The sequence below is a fragment of the Duganella lactea genome (genome assembly GCF_009857505.1).
GTDB lineage: Bacteria > Pseudomonadota > Gammaproteobacteria > Burkholderiales > Burkholderiaceae_D > Rugamonas > Rugamonas lactea.
On record NZ_WWCP01000004.1, the window covers coordinates 146,675 to 165,211 of the forward strand.

An 18,537-nucleotide genomic window follows, 5' to 3' on the forward strand; every position below is an offset into this window, starting at 1 on the left:
AACCCAAGAGACGTACAGTTTTATTGATCGAATCCCTGATTAACAGGTGCCTGCCGGTGGCCTCGCCTTGGCGAGGTCAGGACAGGCGCCGTCTCAGCGATAAGGAGCGTCCGCTGCGCGGGCCGCGGCGATATCGTTTTCGTAACGGTCGCCGACGGCCAGCAGCATCTCTTTCGTGTAGTACAGATCGCCGCGCTTCTCGCCGTGGTATTCCAGCACATGCGTTTCGACGATCGAATCAACCGGGCACGACTCTTCGCAGAAGCCGCAGAAGATGCACTTGGTCAGGTCGATATCGTAGCGGGTGGTACGGCGCGAGCCGTCCGCGCGCTGCTCCGACTCGATGCTGATCGCCATCGCCGGGCACACCGCTTCGCACAGTTTGCAGGCGATGCAGCGCTCTTCGCCGTTCGGGTAGCGGCGCAGCGCGTGCAGGCCGCGGAAGCGCGGCGACATCGGCGTCTTCTCTTCCGGGTACTGCACGGTGATCTTGCGCGAGAACATGTACTTGCCCGTCAGCGCCATCCCTTTGATCAGTTCGGTCAGCATGAAGCTGCCGATGAAGTCTTTTAATCGTTCCATAGTCTCTATTCCTTACTTCCAGATATTCCAGGAGGTCTGCATCCAGCCGGCGACGAACACCAGGTACACCAGCGTCAGCGGAATGAATACTTTCCAGCCCAAACGCATGATCTGGTCATAACGGTAGCGTGGGAAAGTACCGCGCACCCAGATGAAGACCGATACCAGGAAGAACGCCTTGGCGAACAACCAGAAGAAGCCGCCGAAACCGCCCCAGAATTCGAGGAAGGCAAACGGCGCGGACCAGCCGCCGAGGAACATGATCGACGCCAGCGTGGCGATCAGGATCATGTTGGCGTATTCGGCCAGCATGAACATGGCGTAGGCCATGCCCGAGTATTCCACCATGTGACCGGCGACGATCTCGGACTCGCCCTCGACGACGTCGAACGGGTGACGGTTGCACTCGGCCAAGCCGGAGGTCAGGTAGACCACGAACAGCGGCAGCAGCGGCAGCCAGTTCCACGACAGGAAGTTCAGGCCGTGCTCGACCATCATGCCTTTTTGCTGGCCGGCGACGATGTCGCCGAAGTTCAGCGAGCCGGACACCATCAGCACGACCACCAGCACGAAGCCCATCGGGATTTCGTAGGAAATCATCTGTGCCGAGGCGCGCATCGCGCCCATGAACGAGTACTTCGAGTTCGAGGCCCAGCCGGCGATGATGATGCCGTAGACTTCCATCGAGGTGATCGCCATCAGCAGCAGCAGGCCGGCGTTGACGTTGGCCAGCACGGCTTCCGGACCGAACGGCACCACCGCCCAGCACGCCAGCGCCGGCATGATGGTCATGATAGGACCGATGACGAACAGGCCGGGATTGGCCTTGGCCGGGGTGATGATCTCTTTGAACAGCAGTTTCAGCGCGTCGGCGATCGGCTGCAGCAGGCCCATCGGACCAACGCGGTTGGGGCCGACGCGGATCTGAATCCAGCCGATGAACTTACGCTCCCACAGGGTCAGGTAAGCAACCAGACCCATCAGAGGCAGCAGCACGACAACGATACGGATCAGCGCCCACACGGCCGGCCACACAGGGGCCAGCACGCTGTTCGCGCCGAGCGAATGGATGGTATTGACGAATTCAGGCAGAGCCATTATTTCACCTCTCCTGCTTTTTCAACGGTGATGGAACCAAACATGCCGCCCAGGGCGGCGGTCGACGCGTGCGCGGCGGCCACGCGCACGGCGTTGGCCGGCAGTTTGGCGTCGACGGTCGCGACCAGGATCGCGCTGCCGGAACCTTGCGTGACCTTGACCTTGTCGCCCTCGGCGACACCGATCCGCTGCGCCAGGGTGCTCGACAGGTGGGCTTTCGGCGCGGCGGCGTCGGCCATCTTCTGCAGCGACTCGGCGCGGCGGACCACGGCGTCGGCGAAGTAGATCGGCACATCGGCGATCCGTTCGGTGCCGGTCGAGGTCGATGTGGCGGCGGTCAGCGGCAGCTTGGACACGTTGTTCAGCTTGGCCGATACATCGGTCACGCCGGCGCCCAGCAGTTTGTCGCGGATCTGTTCCGAGGTGTCGTAGTCGAAACCGGTCAGGCCCAGGATGTTGCCCAGAACGCGCAGCACTTTCCACGCCGGACGGGTTTCGGCCAGCGGCTTGACGGTGCCGTTGAAGCTTTGCGCGCGGCCTTCGGCATTGATGAAGGTGCCCGAGGTTTCGCTGAATGGCGAGATCGGCAGCAGCACGTCGGCGTAGTCCATGCCGTGCTTGTAGGCGGACATGACCACCACCATATCGGCCTTCTTCAGCGCGGCGACGGCGGCTTGCGGGTTGTGTGCGTCCAGCTCCGGCTCGACATTCAGCAGCACGTAGGCGGCTTTGGTTTCCGAGAACACCGGCGCCTTGCCGGCGTTGGCGTTGGCGACGTAGGCGCCGACGGTGTTGGCGGCTTCGGTCAGGTAACCCAGCTTGGCGCCGGTCTGTTCAGCGATCCACTGTGCGGCAGCGTGCAGCGCGGCGGCTTGCGGGTGCTGGACAGCGGCGTTACCGAGGAACACGCCTTTGTTTTCGCCCGACAGCAGCGAGGCGGCGATCGCGGTGGCGGCGTCCGAGGCTTGCACACCCTCGAAACCGGCCGGTGCGGCGACGTCCTTGGCTTTGGCCACGGCCACCACCACTTGCGACAGCGCCGACAGCCATTCCGATGGCGCGGCGATCAGCTTGTTCGCCACGGTCATCAGCAGGTCGTCATCGGTGGCGTGCAGCATCGACAGCTTGGCGCCGCCCTTCACCGCGGTACGCAGACGGGTCGCCAGCAGCGGGTGATCCTTGCGCAGGAACGAGCCGATCACGAAGGCGCGGTTCAGCGCGCCGAATTCGGCGATCGACATGCCCAGCCATGGCGTCACGTCCAGCGAGAAATCGCTGTGGCGCAGGCGGGTGTCGACGCTGTCCGAGCCCATGGCGCGGGTCAGCTTTTGCAGCAGGTGCAGCTCTTCCAGCGTCGAGTGCGGCGTGGCGACGGCGGCCAGCGCGTTGGCGCCGTGTTCGTGACGGATGTTTTTCAGGCCGTGCGCGACGTATTCCAGCGCGGTCTGCCAGTCGACTTCCTTCCACTCGCCGCCCTGCTTCAGCATCGGCCGGGTCAGGCGGTCGGCGGTGTTCAGGCCTTCATACGAGAAGCGGTCCTTGTCGGAAATCCAGCACTCGTTGACGGCGTCGTTTTCCAGCGGCAGCACGCGCATGACTTTGCCGGCCTTGACCTGAACGATCAGGTTGGCGCCGAGGCCGTCGTGCGGCGAGACCGATTTGCGGCGCGACAGTTCCCAGGTACGGGCGCTGTAGCGGAACGGCTTCGAGGTCAGCGCGCCGACCGGGCACAGGTCGATCATGTTGCCGGACATTTCCGAGTTGACGGTCTGGCCGACGAAGGCGGTGATTTCCGAGTGTTCGCCGCGGCCGATCATGCCCAGTTCCATGACGCCGGCCACTTCCTGGCCGAAACGCACGCAACGGGTGCACTGGATGCAACGCGCCATTTCCTGCATCGACACCAGCGGGCCGGCGTCCTTCGGCACGACCACGCGCTTGTCTTCCTCGTAGCGCGATTCGCCCTTGCCGTAGCCCACGGCCAAATCCTGCAACTGGCACTCGCCGCCCTGATCGCAGATCGGGCAGTCCAACGGGTGGTTAATCAGCAGGAATTCCATGACCGACTTCTGTGCCTGCGTGGCCTTGTCGGAATTGGAGCGCACAATCATGCCCGCCGAGACCGGCGTTGCGCATGCTGGCAAAGGCTTGGGCGCCTTCTCCACTTCGACGAGGCACATGCGGCAGTTCGCGGCGATCGACAATTTCTTGTGATAGCAGAAGTGCGGAATGTAGGTTCCCAGTTTGTTGGCGGCGTCCATCACCATGCTACCAGCAGGGACTTCGACTTTTTTGCCGTCTATTTCGATTTCAACCATGATGATCGTTACCTGACGCAGCTTAGATATATGCGGGCACACAGCATTGCTTGTGCTCGATATGGTGTTCAAATTCTTCGCGGAATTGCTTGATGAACGCACGCATCGGCATAGCCGCCGCGTCGCCCAGCGCGCAAATCGTGCGGCCCTGGATGTTGTCGCAGATCGAGTTCAACACGTCCAGGTCCGACTTGCGGCCTTGACCGTTTTCGATACGGTGGATCATGCGGTACATCCAACCGGTGCCTTCGCGGCACGGGGTGCACTGGCCGCACGACTCTTCAAAGTAGAAGTACGCCAGGCGTTCCATGGCCTTGACCATGCAGCGGGTCTCGTCCATGACGATGACCGCGCCCGAACCCAGCATCGAACCGGCTTTGGCGATCGAATCGTAGTCGAGGTCGGTTTGCATCATGATCTCGCCGCGCACCACCGGGGCGGACGAGCCGCCAGGGATGACCGCCTTGATTTTTTTACCGCCGCGCATGCCGCCCGCCAGTTCCAGCAGCTTGGCGAACGGGGTCCCCAGCGGCACCTCGTAGTTGCCCGGACGCTCGACGTCGCCCGAGATCGAGAAGATCTTCGAGCCGCCGTTGTTCGGGCGGCCAATCGCCAGGTACTTCTCCGGGCCCATGTTCAAGATGAACGGCACGGCGGCGAAGGTCTCGGTGTTGTTGATGGTGGTCGGCTTGCCGTACAGGCCGAACGACGCCGGGAATGGCGGCTTGAAGCGCGGCTGGCCCTTCTTGCCTTCCAGCGATTCCAGCAGCGCGGTTTCCTCGCCGCAGATGTAGGCGCCATAGCCGTGGTGCGCGTGCAGCTGGAAGCTGAACTCGCTGCCGAGAATCTTGTCGCCCAGGAAGCCGGCGGCGCGCGCCTCTTCCAGCGCTTCTTCAAAGCGGGTGTACACCTCGAAGATCTCGCCGTGGATGTAGTTGTAGCCGACGGTGATGCCCATCGCGTAGGCGCCGATGGCCATGCCTTCGATCAGCGCGTGCGGGTTGTAGCGCAGGATGTCGCGGTCCTTGAAAGTGCCCGGCTCACCCTCATCTGAATTGCAGACCAGGTACTTCTGGCCCGGGAACTGGCGCGGCATGAAGCTCCACTTCAGGCCGGTCGGGAAACCCGCACCACCGCGACCGCGCAGCGACGACGCTTTCAGGTCGGCGATGATCTGTTCCGGGGTGATCTTTTCTTCGATGATACGGCGCAGCGCGCTGTAACCACCGCGCTTGACGTAGTCTTCCAGGTGCCAGTTATCGCCATTCAGGCCGGCCAGGATGACTGGATCAATGTGTCGGTCGTGGAGTGACGTCATTTCTTCAGTTCCTCCACGAGGGAGTCAATTTTGTCGTTGGACATAAAGCTGCACATGCGGTGATTGTTCACCAGCAGCACCGGTGCGTCGCCGCAGGCGCCCATGCACTCGCCTTCCATCAGCGTGAACTCGCCGTCCGCCGTGGTGTCACGGTAGTCGATGCCCAGCTTCTGTTTCAGGTGATGCGCCGCGCGCTCGCCGCCCGACAGGGCGCAAGGCAGGTTGGTGCACACGGTGATCTTGTGCTTGCCGACCGGCTTCAGGTTGTACATATTGTAGAACGTCGCGACTTCCTGCACGGCGATGGCCGGCATGCGGATGTAGTCGGCCAGTTCCTGCATGGTGTCCGGCGAGATCCAGCCCAGTTCGACCTGGGCGTGCGCCAGCGCGGCCATCACGGCCGATTGACGCTGATCGTCTGGGTACTTGGCCAGCTCGCGATCGATTTTTTTGTAGCACTGCTCAGATAACAACATACTTTTTGCCTCTCGCACTTAGCGGTCAATACTGCCGAACACGATGTCCTGCGTACCAATGATGGTGACGGCATCGGCAATCATGTGGCCACGCGCCATTTCATCCAGCGACTGCAAGTGTGCATAGTCTGGAGCGCGCAGTTTCACGCGGTATGGCTTGTTGGCGCCGTCCGACACCAGGTAGACGCCGAACTCGCCTTTCGGGTGTTCCACCGCGCAGTAGGCTTCGCCAGGCGGCACGTGGAAGCCCTCGGTGAACAGCTTGAAGTGGTGGATCAGCGATTCCATGTTGGTCTTCATGTCCACGCGGCCCGGTGGCGCCACCTTGCGGTTGCTGGTCATGACGGGACCCGGATTGTTGCGCAGCCATTCGACGCACTGCTTGATGATGCGGTTCGACTGGCGCAGCTCTTCCACGCGCACCAGGTAGCGGTCGTAGCAGTCGCCGTTGGTGCCGATTGGAATGTCGAAGTCCATCAGGTCGTACACTTCGTACGGCTGGTGCTTGCGCAGATCCCACTGCACGCCCGAGCCGCGCAGCATGGCGCCGGTGAAGCCCATGGCTTTCGCGTCTTCCGGCGAGACCACGCCGATGCCGACGGTACGCTGTTTCCAGATACGGTTGTCGGTCAGCAGCGTTTCATATTCGTCGACATAGGTCGGGAAGCGCGCGGTGAAGGCTTCGATGAAGTCCAGCATCGAGCCCTGACGATCCTTGTTCAGGTTGTCGATGGCCTTGGCCGAGCGGATGATCGATGGCTTGTGCTGTGGCATCGCGTCCGGCAGGTCGCGGTAGACGCCGCCCGGACGGTAGTAGGCCGCGTGCATGCGCGCGCCCGACACCGCCTCGTAGCAGTCGAACAAATCTTCGCGGTCGCGGAAGCAGTACAGGAACGGGCCCATGGCGCCGACGTCCAGCGCGTGCGCGCCCAGCCACATCAGGTGGTTCAGGATGCGGGTGATCTCGTCGAACATCACGCGGATGTACTGCGCACGCAGCGGCACTTCGATGCCCAGCATCTTTTCGATGGCCATCACATAGGCGTGCTCGTTGCACATCATCGACACATAGTCCAGACGGTCCATATACGGCACCGACTGCAGGTAGGTCTTCTGTTCCGCCAGCTTCTCGGTGCCGCGGTGCAGCAGGCCGATGTGCGGGTCGGCGCGCTGGATCACTTCGCCGTCCAGCTCCAGCACCAGGCGCAGCACGCCGTGCGCGGCCGGGTGTTGCGGACCGAAGTTCAGGGTGTAGTTCTTAATTTCAGCCATGTTTTACTTCCCGTAATTTTCTTCGCGGATCACGCGCGGCACGTTTTCACGCGGCTCGATGGTGACCGGCTGGTAGACCACGCGCTTCTGCTCGGCGTCGTAGGTCATTTCCACGTAGCCCGAGACCGGGAAGTCCTTGCGGAACGGGTGGCCGATGAAGCCGTAGTCGGTCAGGATGCGGCGCAGGTCGTTGTGGTTCTCGAACAGGATGCCGAACATGTCGAACGCCTCGCGCTCGTACCAGTTCAGCGAACGCCACAGCGGGGTCAGCGACGGCAGCAGCGGCATCTCGTCGTCGGCGCAGAAGGCGCGTACACGGACGCGCCAGTTGTGCTGGACCGACAGCAGATGGGTCACGGCGGCGAAGCGCAGACCATCCCAGGCGCCGTCGCCGTAGTTCAGATAGTCGACGCCGCACAGGTCGATGGCGGTGTCGAAGCCCAGCGTGGGATCGTCGCGCAGCGTCTGCATGACGGCGTAGTAATCGGCGGCCTTGACGGTCAGCGTGATCTCGCCCAATGCCACGACCGTAGAAACGCGGTCGCCCAGGGCGGAGCCGAGGGCGGTTTGGAGTTGTTCCAGATGTGTAGTCATAGTGTGTTGCGCCCCCGTTAGCGTGCGATCGTGTTGGTGCGCTTGATCTTGTTCTGTAACTGCATGATGCCGTACAGCAGGGCCTCGGCGGTGGGCGGGCAGCCCGGCACGTACACATCGACCGGCACGATGCGGTCGCAGCCGCGCACCACCGAGTAGGAATAGTGGTAGTAGCCGCCGCCATTGGCGCAGGAACCCATCGAGATGACCCAGCGCGGCTCCGGCATCTGGTCGTAGACCTTGCGCAGTGCCGGGGCCATCTTGTTGCACAGCGTGCCGGCCACGATCATCACGTCGGACTGACGTGGCGATGGACGGAACACCACGCCGAAGCGGTCCATGTCGTAACGGGCCGCGCCCACGTGCATCATTTCGACCGCGCAGCAGGCCAGACCGAACGTCATCGGGAACATCGAACCCGTGCGCGCCCAGTTGATCAGCTTGTCGGCCGAGGTGGTGATGAAACCTTCGTTTAATACGCCTTCAATAGCCATGGCTTATTCCCAATCAAGGGCACCTTTCTTCCAGATATACCAAAAACCGACCACGAATTCGGCGATGAACACCATCATCGTCACGAAACCTTGCCAGCCCAGTTCGCGCATCGAGACGCCCCACGGGAAGAAGAATGCCGTTTCCAGATCGAACAAAATAAAGAGAATTGCGACGAGGTAGTAACGCACGTCGAACTTCATGCGCGCGTCTTCGAACGCTTCGAAGCCGCATTCATACGGGGACAGCTTGGCCGCGTCGGGCTTTTTCGGGCCCAGCAGATGGCCCAGCACTTGGGGAGCGATACCTACGCCGAGACCGACGAGGATGAACAACAGGACGGGGAGATAATTTTCGAGGTTCACGATTGAAGAGCTTATGTTGAACGATCAGTTTAAAGGACACATCGCGGTGCTCTGCGGTGCGCTTAACGTTCGCCCCAATCGTAAAAATGCTCTGACCAGGATCGAACGACACATCCTCGTAAAAAAGCCAGCTTGGTACACCCTTGCTGGCCTATATTCTGGTGCCGACGACGAGACTCGAACTCGTACAGCTTGCGCCACTACCCCCTCAAGATAGCGTGTCTACCAATTTCACCACGTCGGCATAAGGCCGTTATTTTACTTTGTTTTCACGCGCTTGTTAATGCCGTATTGCGTCAAAACAAGGAAAAATCAAATAAATCCTTAAGTATTTTCTCTGCCCACAAAGATACTGCCAAAACTATGAGCAAACAACTTAAAAAAATACCAACAGCACCAAATTACTACAGCGATTATATTACTTCGGGATCGAGTTCGCAGGGGCCGGGGCGGCCGGCGCCGAAGCGGCCGGTGCCGCTGGCGTGGCGCCCGGTGCGGCGGCAGGCGCCGCCGGCGTGGTGGTTTGCACGCGATCCATGACGCCGCCGCTGACATTGTTGGCCTGGTGGGTCGTGATGTACGACAGGCTCAGCGTGGCGATAAAGAAGATCGCGGCGGCGACGCCGGTCGACTTCGACATGAAGTTGGAGGAGCCGGTGGCGCCGAACAGGCTGCCGGACGCGCCGGAGCCGAAGGCCGCGCCCATGTCGGCGCCCTTACCGTGCTGCAACAGCACCAGACCGATAATGGCGATGGCCGAAACCACCTGCACGACGACAACCAGATTAAAGAAGTTCATGTTATTCCGTTCCAAATTAAAAGTTTTGTATCGTTTTGTTTCTACTGCTTAAACGGCCTGAATAATCCCGAGAAAATCACTCGACTTTAATGCGGCGCCGCCAATCAGGCCGCCGTCAATATCCGGCTGCGCCATCAATTCTTTTGCATTCTCCGGCTTCATACTGCCGCCGTAGAGTATTTTCACCGCCACCGCCGCGCCGGCGTGCTTGTTCGCCAGGCACGCGCGCAGCGAGCGGTGCGCCTGCTGCGCCATCTGCGGCGTGGCCGTCTTGCCGGTGCCAATGGCCCATACCGGCTCGTAGGCCAGAACGACATTCGCCACCGCTTCCGGCGCGATCGCGTCCAGCACCGCCTGCAACTGAGCGCAGATCACCTCGTCGGTCCGCCCCGCCTCGCGCTCGGCCAGCGATTCGCCAACGCACACCACCGGGGCCAGGCCCGCCGCCAGCGCCACGACCGCCTTTTGCGCCACCAGCGCGTTGCTCTCGTGGTGATAGGCACGACGCTCGGAGTGACCGCACAGCACGTAAGTGGCGCCAAAATCCTGCAGCATGGCCGCCGACACTTCGCCAGTATACGCTCCGCCGGCGTGGATGGACACATCTTGTGCGCCCCATGCCACCGGCGTACCGGCCAATTCCGCCTGGCACTGCGCCAGGTAAGGCGCCGGCACACAGACCGCGCAATCGGCGCCAAAGTCATTCAGACCGGCGACTATTCCCGACAACAGAGCCGTGTTGGCGGCGCGATTGCCGTTCATCTTCCAGTTGCCGATAACGAGTTTGTGACGCATAAGCTTGCCCAAGGGTTTAATTAACCCGGCATTCTACCGCGCTCAAAAACGCATGGTCAAACAGGCAAAGCCCGTCCCCGGCCAAGCAAAGCCGTAAATTTACTACGCATTTTACATCGAAACGCCCTTCAAATCACCTGCAACATGATTTTTCCGACATGGCTGCTACTCTCCATCAGCGCATGCGCCGCGGCGGCCTGCTCCAGCGGGAAGACGGTGTGGATGACCGGCTTGAGCTTGCGCTCGGCCATCATCGGCCAGACTTTTTCCTTTAGTTTTTTGGCGATGGCGCCCTTGAATTCCGCCGAACGCGGGCGCAGCGTGGAGCCGGTGACGGTCAGCCGGCGACGCAGCACCTGCCCCATGTCCAGCGTGCCCTTGGCGCCGCCCAGCGTGGCGATGATCGCGATGCGGCCGTCGTCAGCCAGGCAGGAAACCTCGCGTGGCAGGTAGTCGCCGGCCACCATGTCGAGAATCACGTCAACGCCACGGTCGTTGGTCAGCGACTTGACGACGGCGGCGAAGTCCTCGGTTTTGTAGTTGATGCCGCGCTCGGCGCCGAGGACGACGCAGGCCGCCACCTTGTCGTCCGCGCCGGCGGTGGCGAACACCCGGTGCCCTATCGCCGAGGCCAGCTGGATGGCGGTGACGCCGATGCCGGAGCTGCCGCCCTGGACCAGCAAAGTCTCGCCGGCGCTCAGCTGGGCGCGGTCAAAAACGTTGCTCCAGACTGTGAAGTAATTTTCCGGAATTGTCGCCGCCTCAAGCATCGACCAGCCTTTCGGGACCGGTAAAACCTGCTGTATCGGAGCAACAACGTACTCGGCATAGCCGCCGCCCTGCACCAGCGCGCAGACGTGGTCGCCGACATCGAGGGTGGTGTAGTCGAGATCGCCGTCGACGATTTCGCCGGCCACTTCCAGGCCGGGAATGTCGGACGCGCCCGGTGGCGGCGCATAGTTGCCGGTGCGCTGGAACACGTCCGGACGGTTGACGCCGGCCGCGTGCACCTTGATCAGCACCTCGCCGGCCTTCACCACCGGCATCGGGCGTTCACACAGTTTCAGGACATCGGCCGGGCCGGGATGGGTGATTTCAATTGCGCGCATGGGGTGCCTTTCACAGAAAGTGCGATTTTACCCCTGTCGTCGCTGCCGCGCAGGCACGCAACGACGATGGCCTCAGCCGCCACCGCCGGTACGCGACTTTTGCGGCAGCGGCGTGTTCGGACGCCAGGCCGCCGACAGCGCCTGCCCTTCCTCGATCTGCTCCAGCGTCATGTGCTTGAGTACCTGGGTGCGCTGCTCGACCGCGTTCGCCGAGCCGTTGGCCGCCGCCAGATTCCAGAGCATGTAAGCGATCACATTATCCTGCGGCACGCCGCCCATGTGATAGCGGTACATCAGCCCCAGCACTTGCTGCGCCTGCGTGTGGCCCTGCTCGGCGGCCTTGCGGAACCACGCCACCGCCTCCTTGTGATCCTGAATCACCGCGTTACCGGTGTAGTACATCGCGCCCACCACGTATTGCGCGTCGGCCTTGCCCTTGAGCGCGGCTTTGCGGTGCCACTCCAGCGCGATCTTGTAGTCCTGCGGCACGCCGCGGCCCATGTAGTACATCAGGCCCAGCAGATGCTGCGCGTCCGGATTGCCGGCCTGCGCCAGCGGGCGTATCTCTTTTAATGCCACCGCATAGTTTTTATTGTTGTACGCGGTCGCCCCTTCGGCGAATCCCGCCATCGCGGCCGGCTGCCAGCCGAGGGCGAGGACGATCGCTAGTATGAATTTGCTCATATCGCGTTATATATTAGGTATGTTTATTTCCAGCTGACCTTGCCCAGACCGTCGACCGACACATTACGGTTCAACGGCTTGCCATACACAGTGACCGATCCGAGGCCACTGAGGTTCAGCGTCGCGTTGGTTTTGGCGGTGACGGTGGCGTTGCCCAGGCCGCTCAGGTCGACATTGACCGACTCCGCCTGGAACTGCTGCGCGTTCAGGCCGCCGACGCCGCCCAGACTGGCCTTGAGCAGCTTGCTGCGTCCGCCCAGCGTGATGTAGCCGGCGCCGCGCAGGTCAAGGTCGGCCTCGTCGTTCTCGCTCAGCCACAGATTCATGCTGCCGACGCCGCCCAGGTTGGCGCGCAGCATCTTGTAGTCGCACACCACCTTCATGCTGCCGGCGCCGTCCATGGTCAGCTCCAGCAGGTCGCCGCTAAAGCCGTTGATTTCGGTCTGACCGACGCCTTCGGACACCACTTCCCGCAGGTTCGGCAAGATCAGCTCGGCGCGGGTGGTGTTGCGGCCGATTTTGATGCCGCGTGCCTCGCTTTCCAGATGCAAGGTGTCGCCAGATTGCGACGCGGTCAACTTGTCCAGGTAGCGCTTTTCGCCGATGATGCGCAGCGTCGGCGTGTCACCCTGGCGCAGCTTGAGGTCGACGACGCCGTCGATCTTGACCCGCACCACGCGGGCGTCGATCGGAATCATGCGCGTTTCGGTGACGTCCTCGGCGGCGCCGGCGCGGCCGAACAAGGCGCAGAACGCGGCGAACAGCAAGCCGAACTGGAAAAGCTTCTTCATATCGAATCCTCTGATGTTGACGCAATCATCATAGCCCGCGCGCGCGGGCCGGCCACCGGGGATTGCGACGAACTGCATAAAACGGTGGCTGGATGGCAAAAAAGTCGTCCTTCCCGCGCAGGCGGAATGACGCGGCATGGTCAGCGGTTGATGATGCGCGCCACCATGCCGGCGCGGCCGGTGCGGTCGAAGGCGGCGGCCGAGATCGTACCCTTGGCGGCGATCAGCCCGGTCACTGGCTTGCTGCGCGCGGTCGGCGCGCTGCCGTCGGTGGTGTAGCGCAGCGTCAGCCCCGGCAGCACATGATTGACCAGCACCTTGCCGCCCTCCACCACCATCCCCGGCGGCGCGATGCGATAGGCCACGTCGCCCCGCTCCAGATCCAGACGCGGCAACACCCGCTGTCCCAGCACATTGACAAAGCCCGACCACGCCGCCCGCCGCAAGGCCGCCGCCCGCGCCGCGTCGCCGGCCTGCGCCCAGTCCGGATCGGGCGCCCAGGCGCGCTCGGCCACGGCCAGCAAGCGCGGCATCATCAAGTAATCCAGTTGGCTGGTCGTGCGGACCGTCTCCGAAAACAGCGTCGCCTCCACGCCACGGATGCGCTTCCTGCCCGCCTCGGTTAGCTGCGCGCTCATCGGCTGAAAGTTGTACACCGTCTCCAGCTCCACATACCCGCCCCAGTTGACGCCAGGCTCCTCCGGGTTGGCGTTGGTCGCCATGTCCAGATACATATTGGTCACCGGCGCCAGCACGATGTCATAACCGGCGTTGGCCGCCCGATAGGCGAAATCCTCATTGCCCGGCGTGTTGTTCCACACGTACAAACTGAAACCGCGCTGCGCGAAACGCGGGTTGACCGACAGCGGCGCGTCCTCCTTCGCCGTGCGCCGCGCGCCCAATTCCTCCCAGCCGGACGCCGTCACGCCATGCTTGCGCAGGATGCCGTCGACGCGGTCATAGAAGTAATCCCACAGATCGGCAATGCTGGCCAGCTGCTCGCGCCGCATCAGCGCCTGACTGGCCGGCGAACGCTCCCACGCACCAAGCGGTAGCTCATCGCCACCGACATGCATGGTCGTCAGCGGCACGCCTGCCTCGCGATGCATGGCCGCGATCTGGCCGACCACATGATCGATAAAGGCATAACTGGATTCCAGTCCCGCATTGATCACATGGTCGTTGTACTGCTGCGGCGAGCGATACACCGAACGGTCGTCGAAATCGGTCAGCAGGAATTGCGCCGCGTCCTTGTCGCCGGCCGCCGTCATGTGGTGATAGCGCGCCTCCATCGACTTGACCGCCGCCCGCGCGTGGCCCGGCATCTCCACCTCCGGAATCACCTCGATGTGGCGCGCGGCGGCGTAGCGCAGAATCTCGATGTAATCGGCACGCGTGTAATAGCCGCTGCCATGCGGATCATTGATGCGCGGACCGGAACCGTAAGCCGGCGGCAGACGCACGCCTTCCAGCGCGCTATGGCCACGCACCGCGCCGATGCTGGTCAACTCCGGCAGGCCGCCGATCTCCAGCCGCCAGCCCTCATCGTCGGTCAGGTGAAAGTGCAGCTTATTCAGTTTGTAGGTGGCCATCAAATCCAGCGTCTTCATCACCACTTCCTTCGGCTGGAAGTTGCGCGCCACATCGAGCTGGAAGCCGCGATAGGCGAAGCGCGGCGCATCGGTGACAGACAATTCCGGCAGGTCGAACTGCGCTTCGCCGGGCGTGGGCAAAGGCAGCAAATCATGCAGTGACTGCAGGCCACGCGCCACACCCGCCGCGCTATTGCCGGTGATGCTGATGCCATCGTCGGCGCTGATGCTCAGCTCATAGGCCTCCGGCGACCGCTGCCCGTCCACTACGCCGATGCGCAAGCGCAGCGGCACCGGCGTGCGTGACGCGTCGCCTTGCGGCAGATAGCGCGCAAACAACGCGCGCGCAAGCGCTGTCTCGTATTTCAGCCCTGGTCCGGAAATGACCTGCGGCGCGCGCGCCAGGTGCACGCGCCCGGCGCCGGGCTTCAACGCCAGCGGCGTCGGGAACACCAGCGGCAGCGCGGCGGCGGGCAGCACGTCGGCTCCCGCGTTGTTGCGGTATGTCTGCTGCGGCGTCACCAGCTCATGCTCTCCCGCCGGCCGTTGCAGCTGCGCAGAACGTGTCGGCAGCAGCATCTGATAATCGCCGATCACGTGCGCCACATCCGGCTCGGCGTCGTAGACCAGATAAGGCCCGGCCGGCGCGCGCTCCATCTTGATCAGCAGACCGGAAAAATAATAATCCACATGCAGCGTGCGTCCCGCGTTCAATCCCTTGAAACCAGCGGCCGGCCGCACGCGATACAGGCCGCCGCTGACCTTCTCCATCGTCAGTTGCCCATCCAGCTGACCGGTGACGATGCCGTAAGCGGTATTGAAATACAGCGACCATCCTTGCGCCGGCAGCGCTTTTCCCTTCAGCGCCGTGATGCTGATACGTGCCTTGGTGCGGGAACGTGGCTGGGCCAACTCATTGCGCAGCACCTCCCAACGCATCTTCAGCGGTTCGCGCTGGGCCGCATGGACGGGAAAAGTCAGCGTGCTTAAAGCCAGCACGCAAGCCGCAAGGTGGTATCTCATCATGTTTAGTGAACCTGAATAAGGAGGGCGACGCCGACTTGTCAGATTGCCACATCCCGGGCGCGTGCGCATCAATATTCGGCGAATGACCACTCTAATAACACCAAGGGGAGCAAATGCCGCAACCTGCGGGTCAACGTTCGACGAGCGCTGTTCCGACTTTGCTGCGCACCAGATCGAGCCAGGCGCGCGCAGCGAACGACAGATGTCCACCGCGCCGCCAGGCCAGCATCAGCTTCCAGTCCAGCGCCGGTTCCTGCAGTTTGACCACGGTGAACTGGCCCTTCTCCAGGGTATCGCAAAACACCTTGGGCAGCAGCGTGACGCCCACGCCCAGCCGCACCAGCGAGGCGACAAAGTCCCATTGGCCGCTGCGGCTGCTGATGCGCGGCTTGAAGCCGGCGCGCAGACAGGCGTCGGCAATCACCTCGTTCAGCGCGAAGCCCTCGCCGTAAAAGATAAAAGCGCAGTCGGCCAGCTCGGTCAGCGCCACGCCGCGCCGCCCTCGCCACGGCGAGTCCCTGGGCGCCAAGAGGCAGATGGGCGATGTCGTCAGCGGGAAGGAATCAAAATCCTGCCACGCCGCCGCGTTGGACGGATAGTCCAGCATCGTCCCCATTTCCAGCACGCCGCTGCGCAGGTCCGCTTCGATGCCCTGCGAGCCGCCTTCAAACAGCTTGAGTTCTATCTGCGGATAGCGCTTGTGATACGCCGCCAGCAACGGCGCCAGCGGCGCGTGCGCCTGCTGGGTGACGCCGATGCGCAAGTCGCCACGCCGCAGTTGCTGAAGGTCCGCCAGCTCGACGCCCATCTCTTCATGCATCGCCAGCAGCGCGCGGCCGCGTTGCAGCACCACGTTGCCGGCATCGGTCAGCGTGAAGCGCTTGCCGACGCGCTCCAGCAGCGCAAGGTCGAGCGACTGCTCCAGTTGCTGGATCATCTTGCTGACGGTGGGCTGGGTGACGTGCAGTGCTTCGGCGGCGCGGCTGAAACCCTGATGATCGACGACGGCAACGAAGTAGCGCAGCGCGCGGATATCCATTATTTATTCCACTTTAGAATGATTTTCATAATTTTAATTCATTTTATCTTTTAAACGGTGGCGCCTAGAATGGCAGCATGAAACGGATTCTCTACACACTGGCGCAGGTTCTGGGGCTGATCGCGGCATGGTATGCCGCCGACCGCTTCTCGACATGGGTCGGCTTACCCTTCTCCGGCGGCGTGGTTGGCCTGATCATCATGGTGGTGCTGCTGCAATGCGGCTTGCTGCATCCCGCCGCCATCGAGCATGGCGCGGACTGGCTGCTGTCGAACATGCTGCTGTTCTTTATTCCGCTGGTGGTGTCGGTGGTGCAGTTCACCGGCCTGCTGGAGCATGAAGGACTGAGGCTGTTCGCCGCCATCGGCATCGGCTTTACCTGCGTGATGCTGGCCACCGCCTTCACCGTTGAATGGGTGTGCCGCTTTGAGCGCGGCCGCAAGCTGCGTCGCCTGCGCACGGAGCGTGCCGCATGAAGCCGCTGCTGTTCCTGCTGCTGACACTCGGCCTTTTTTACGCGAATCAGGCTTTGCACAACCGCTATCCGCGTTTGTGGCTGACGCCCGCCATCGCCACGTCGGCGGTGCTGATCGCGGTGGTGCAACTGTCGTCCACGCCCTTCCCTGTGTACTTTGGCGACACGCGCTGGCTGTCGTGGCTACTCGGCCCGGCGACCGTGGCGTTCGCGCTGCCAATCTATCAGTATCGCGATCTGGTGAAAGAGCACTGGCTGGCGCTGACGCTGGGCAGCCTGGCCGGCATCGCCGCCTCGGTGGGCAGCACGCTGCTGCTGGACCGCCTGCTTGGGCTGCACGGCAGCATGGCGCAAAGCCTGCTGGCGCGGTCGGTATCGACGCCGTTCGCGCTGGAAGCCACGCGCCACCTGGGCGGCTCGGCGCAGTTGACCGGTGTGTTTGTCATCATCACCGGCTTGTTCGGCATCCTGCTGGGGCAAGTGCTGCTGGCGCGCCTGCCGCTGCGCATGCGCATTGCGCGCGGTGCGCCATATGGCGCGGCGGCGCACGGATTCGGTTTGAGCAAGGCGCGCTCGATCGGCCCGCAGGAAGGCGCGGTCGCCAGCCTGACCATGATCTTCAGCGGCGTGCTGATGGTGCTGCTGGCGCCCATGCTCGGCCACCTGATCACCAGCGCATAATCTCCCGCACCTGCGGCAGCAAATCGTCGGTCATCTTGACGTGCTGCTCGCGCGTCGGATGCGCATCGGTGGCGTCGCCCGGATAGTGGCTGGACGCGATGGCGCGCAAACGCGGATCGGCCACCAGACGCACGGTGTCGGCGATGTAGCTGTGCAGCGCGGCCTGTTTTTCGCCATGCAGGATACTGCCCTCGGTAAGCATGATCCGCGCCTGCGGATGGTCGCGCAACAGAGTGCGCACAAGCGAGACATAGGCTTGCACATACTGCTCGCGTTCCGGTATGCCGGTGGTCATGTCGTTGGTGCCGATGGCGACGATGATCGCGTCCGGCTGATAGTCGCGCTGGTCCCACGACACGCCGGCCGGCTGCGTCGGCAGCGCCATGCCGTAGTAGTCCGCCAGATTCAGTTCATTGGTTTTGCCTTCCCAGGTGCGGATCAGGCCACGACCGCCATAGCACACCAGTTGCACCTGCGCGTTCAGACGGCGCGCCAGCAACATGCCATAAGATGCGCGCGGATCGCCCCAGGCGGCGGTTGGTTTTTCATCCGCCACCCGATCAATCGCCGCGCCACAGGTGACGGAGTCGCCCAGCACCATCAGCTTGCGCGCCGGCAGAGCGGGAGTGGATTCCCACGTGCCGTCCGTGTCGAACGACAGTAGCGCGGCCGTGCCCTGCCAGGTTTCCGAGCGGTTGACGATTTCCGCCGTGTGCGGGCCGGCGTGGAGGCCTTCGGCCAGCACCACGCTGTGGCGCCCCGACGCCAGCAGCAGCTTTTGCGGCACGCCGTCGATCAGCACATCCAGATAACTGTCCTTGCCGCTGGCCTCCGCGATGACGCTGAGCAGCGTTCCCTCAAAATTCAGGTAGAAACTCACGCCCGGATAACTGAAACGCACGCCGCCATCGCGACTGATTTGCGCACGCCCCATGCGGGCCACATGCGCATCGCTGGCGGTGATGGGCGCGCCGGCCACGCCACCCGCCGCCAGCGCGGCAAGCAGCACGGCAATGGCATGCAGCCGCATG

19 protein-coding genes and 1 tRNA gene are annotated in these 18,537 nt (G+C 62.8%); 2 read left to right on the top strand and 18 right to left on the bottom strand.

All coding sequences use genetic code 11. The annotated features are described in order from the left end of the window. Positions 1-93: 93 nt before the first annotated feature. From nuoI to GTP44_RS06365, 17 genes are all read right to left on the bottom strand, one after another. Positions 94-582 (bottom strand): NADH-quinone oxidoreductase subunit NuoI, encoded by a 489-nt coding sequence (gene nuoI / locus GTP44_RS06285; protein ID WP_160991427.1) that lies wholly within the window; start codon positions 580-582, stop codon positions 94-96. Between the two features lie 12 nt (positions 583-594). Then, positions 595-1,680 (bottom strand): NADH-quinone oxidoreductase subunit NuoH, encoded by a 1,086-nt coding sequence (nuoH, locus tag GTP44_RS06290; RefSeq protein WP_160991428.1) that lies wholly within the window; start codon positions 1,678-1,680, stop codon positions 595-597. Beyond that, entirely contained in the window at positions 1,680-3,998 is a 2,319-nt protein-coding gene (gene nuoG / locus GTP44_RS06295; protein WP_161018752.1) for an NADH-quinone oxidoreductase subunit NuoG, read from the bottom strand. Before nuoG ends, nuoH begins: the two co-directional genes overlap by 1 nt. Positions 3,999-4,020: 22 nt before the next feature. Further along, positions 4,021-5,316, bottom strand: coding sequence for an NADH-quinone oxidoreductase subunit NuoF (gene nuoF, locus GTP44_RS06300; RefSeq protein WP_160991430.1), 1,296 nt, complete (start codon positions 5,314-5,316; stop codon positions 4,021-4,023). Then, positions 5,313-5,792: an NADH-quinone oxidoreductase subunit NuoE gene (gene nuoE, locus GTP44_RS06305; protein WP_160991431.1), complete on the bottom strand. Its 480-nt coding sequence runs from the start codon at positions 5,790-5,792 to the stop codon at positions 5,313-5,315. Before nuoE ends, nuoF begins: the two co-directional genes overlap by 4 nt. A gap of 18 nt (positions 5,793-5,810) precedes the next feature. Beyond that, positions 5,811-7,064: an NADH-quinone oxidoreductase subunit D gene (locus GTP44_RS06310; RefSeq protein WP_160991432.1), complete on the bottom strand. Its 1,254-nt coding sequence runs from the start codon at positions 7,062-7,064 to the stop codon at positions 5,811-5,813. A gap of 3 nt (positions 7,065-7,067) precedes the next feature. Continuing rightward, a complete protein-coding gene (locus GTP44_RS06315) occupies positions 7,068-7,658 on the bottom strand; it encodes an NADH-quinone oxidoreductase subunit C (RefSeq protein ID WP_160991433.1) in 591 nt (196 codons plus the stop codon). 17 nt (positions 7,659-7,675) lie between these two features. Beyond that, entirely contained in the window at positions 7,676-8,152 is a 477-nt protein-coding gene (locus GTP44_RS06320) for a NuoB/complex I 20 kDa subunit family protein (RefSeq protein WP_008450353.1), read from the bottom strand. Between the two features lie 3 nt (positions 8,153-8,155). Next, a complete protein-coding gene (locus GTP44_RS06325) occupies positions 8,156-8,515 on the bottom strand; it encodes an NADH-quinone oxidoreductase subunit A (protein WP_160991434.1) in 360 nt (119 codons plus the stop codon). A gap of 159 nt (positions 8,516-8,674) precedes the next feature. Further along, positions 8,675-8,759: transfer RNA gene (locus tag GTP44_RS06330), tRNA-Leu, on the bottom strand. 174 nt (positions 8,760-8,933) lie between these two features. Further along, on the bottom strand, positions 8,934-9,314 hold the full coding sequence (gene secG / locus GTP44_RS06335) for a preprotein translocase subunit SecG (protein WP_161018753.1): 381 nt from the start codon (positions 9,312-9,314) through the stop codon (positions 8,934-8,936). 48 nt (positions 9,315-9,362) lie between these two features. Beyond that, a complete protein-coding gene (gene tpiA / locus GTP44_RS06340) occupies positions 9,363-10,109 on the bottom strand; it encodes a triose-phosphate isomerase (protein ID WP_161018754.1) in 747 nt (248 codons plus the stop codon). Positions 10,110-10,237: 128 nt separating this feature from the next. Next, positions 10,238-11,218: an NAD(P)H-quinone oxidoreductase gene (locus tag GTP44_RS06345; protein ID WP_161018755.1), complete on the bottom strand. Its 981-nt coding sequence runs from the start codon at positions 11,216-11,218 to the stop codon at positions 10,238-10,240. 72 nt (positions 11,219-11,290) lie between these two features. Beyond that, positions 11,291-11,902: a tetratricopeptide repeat protein gene (locus GTP44_RS06350; RefSeq protein WP_161018756.1), complete on the bottom strand. Its 612-nt coding sequence runs from the start codon at positions 11,900-11,902 to the stop codon at positions 11,291-11,293. Between the two features lie 23 nt (positions 11,903-11,925). Beyond that, positions 11,926-12,693, bottom strand: coding sequence for a GIN domain-containing protein (locus tag GTP44_RS06355; protein WP_160991439.1), 768 nt, complete (start codon positions 12,691-12,693; stop codon positions 11,926-11,928). Between the two features lie 140 nt (positions 12,694-12,833). Beyond that, entirely contained in the window at positions 12,834-15,311 is a 2,478-nt protein-coding gene (locus tag GTP44_RS06360) for a family 20 glycosylhydrolase (RefSeq protein WP_161018757.1), read from the bottom strand. A 130-nt stretch (positions 15,312-15,441) separates the two neighbouring features. Further along, the gene (locus GTP44_RS06365) at positions 15,442-16,350 is read right to left on the bottom strand and encodes a LysR substrate-binding domain-containing protein (protein ID WP_161018758.1); all 909 of its coding nucleotides are present in this window, start codon (positions 16,348-16,350) and stop codon (positions 15,442-15,444) included. A 77-nt stretch (positions 16,351-16,427) separates the two neighbouring features. Between GTP44_RS06365 and GTP44_RS06370 the strand changes: the two genes are divergently transcribed. Both GTP44_RS06370 and GTP44_RS06375 read left to right on the top strand, forming a co-directional pair. After that, entirely contained in the window at positions 16,428-16,826 is a 399-nt protein-coding gene (locus tag GTP44_RS06370; protein WP_161018759.1) for a CidA/LrgA family protein, read from the top strand. Further along, positions 16,823-17,506 carry an LrgB family protein gene (locus GTP44_RS06375; protein WP_160991443.1) on the top strand — a complete coding sequence of 228 codons (684 nt, stop codon included), beginning with the start codon at positions 16,823-16,825 and terminating at the stop codon, positions 17,504-17,506. The genes GTP44_RS06370 and GTP44_RS06375 overlap by 4 nt, the downstream gene beginning before the upstream one ends. On the opposite strand, the gene axe2C is transcribed toward GTP44_RS06375, so the two are convergent. Next, a complete protein-coding gene (axe2C, locus tag GTP44_RS06380) occupies positions 17,493-18,536 on the bottom strand; it encodes a bifunctional acetylxylan esterase/glucomannan deacetylase AxeC2 (RefSeq protein WP_161018760.1) in 1,044 nt (347 codons plus the stop codon). The two genes, GTP44_RS06375 and axe2C, sit on opposite strands and share 14 nt — an antisense overlap. Position 18,537 lies beyond the last annotated feature (1 nt).